Source organism: Bartonella sp. MU70NMGDW (assembly GCF_042194085.1).
Lineage (GTDB): Bacteria > Pseudomonadota > Alphaproteobacteria > Rhizobiales > Rhizobiaceae > Bartonella > Bartonella grahamii.
The window spans coordinates 1-1,691 of sequence record NZ_JBHIMK010000250.1 but is presented as its reverse complement, the minus strand read 5'-3'; the positions used below and the strand labels follow the sequence as shown (position 1 = coordinate 1,691).

At 40.9% G+C, this 1,691-nt stretch carries 2 protein-coding genes; both read left to right on the top strand.

Translation table 11 applies throughout. The annotated features are described in order from the left end of the window. The first annotated feature begins 135 nt into the window (after positions 1–135). Complete coding sequence (cyoA, locus tag ACFIKE_RS10160) at positions 136–1,107, top strand: ubiquinol oxidase subunit II (protein WP_375649725.1); 972 nt, start codon at positions 136–138, stop codon at positions 1,105–1,107. Between the two features lie 76 nt (positions 1,108–1,183). Next, a partial coding sequence (locus ACFIKE_RS10155; RefSeq protein WP_375649722.1) for a cbb3-type cytochrome c oxidase subunit I occupies positions 1,184–1,691 on the top strand: 508 nt, incomplete at its 3' end.

Genomic DNA, 1,691 nt, shown 5'->3' with positions numbered 1-1,691 from the left:
GTGATAGGTAAAGAATAAGCGTTTGATAAGAGTAATATAGGCATTGAATTCACTTGATAATTATTTTCAAATCTGTAAAATGTGAGGTAATATATTTATGACAATTTTTAGTGCGTATTACGGGGGTAAATAAAGGTGAAAAGCTTTGTTAGACAATTAGAGATGCTTGCGATTCTAGGGATTGCACTGCTTTTGTCTGGTTGTAAAGTTGATGTCCTTCAACCATCGGGATATGTTGCGCGTCAACAGCTTATTTTAATTGTTATTTGTGTTGTTGTTATGCTTTGCGTTGTGATTCCAGTAATGGTAAGTGTGGTGTTTTTTGCCATCAAATATCGCGCATCTAAGACGACAGAAGAGTATTTGCCTGAGTGGGGACATTCAAATAAAATCGAAGCATTTATGTGGGGCATGCCGGTTTTTATCGTGATGATTTTAGGTGCGCTGACAGCTTATTATACCTATAAGCTTGAGCCTTCAAATGCACTTCCGGTGGAAATCGTTGGTGAGGAGAAGCCATTGCAAGTGAATGCTGTAGCTCTCGATTGGAAATGGCTTTTTATCTATCCAGAGTACAATATTGCATCGATCAATGAAATTTATGCACCTAAGGGTCGTCAGGTTCTTTTGCAGTTGACATCAGAGAGTTCTCTTAATGCTTTTTGGGTGCCAAAACTGGGCACGGTTCTTTATGCTATGCCGCAGATGAATTCTAAATTACATTTGGTAGCTGAAGAACAAGGAATATTCAAAGGGAGCTCGGCGAATTACAGCGGTGATGGTTTTGCGGGTATGCGGTTTCAGTGGCATTCCGTTTCTTCGCAGGATTTTAGTGATTGGATTGCTAAAGTTCGGGCTAATGGTCAAGTACTTAATCGCGCATCTTATCGGCAGCTTTCCGTTGCGCCTCGTATGGGTGACATTGCTGCGAAGGAAAAGGATGCTGAAGTGCGTTATTTTGCACCTGTTGAGAAGCGGCTTTACTATCGCGTTGTCAATCGATGTGTTGATGAAAATACGGTATGTAATGAAGATTTAATGAAGCGTGCTGCGGCTCAGACATTGTGGGGTGCACTTTGTTCAGTTTTTGATCCTGGTGTTATTTAGAGTGTCGATCGAGAGAGAATCCTTTTTAAAATAAGGTTTCTTTTAAACTGGAATTTCATTTGATATGGGTTGAGAAATGTTTGGAAGACTTACAGATCCTACGGCAGGTGCTTTTCATGCACTTGCACATGAACCGATCGTTTTGTATACGTGTATTGCGATTGTTTTGGTTGGTTTAATTGCTGTTGTTGCTCTAACAGCACTTGGGTGGTGGGGGGGTCTATGGCGAAATTGGGTTACAACTGTTGACCATAAACGCATAGGCATTATGTATATCGTGCTTGGCATTATCATGCTTGTTCGTGGTTTTGCGGATGCGATTATGATGCGGACACATCAAGCTTTTGCTCTTGGGAGTGAGACAGCAGGTTATTTACCTCCTGAGCATTTTGATCAAATTTTTTCAGCGCATGGCACTATAATGATTTTCTTCATGGCTACGCCGATTTTATTTGGTCTATTCAACTATCTTATACCACTTCAGATTGGTGCGCGCGATGTTGCTTTTCCCTTTGCGAATAATTTAGGGTTTTGGATTACAGCTGCAGGGGCGGTACTGATTAATATATCCTTAGGGATTGGGA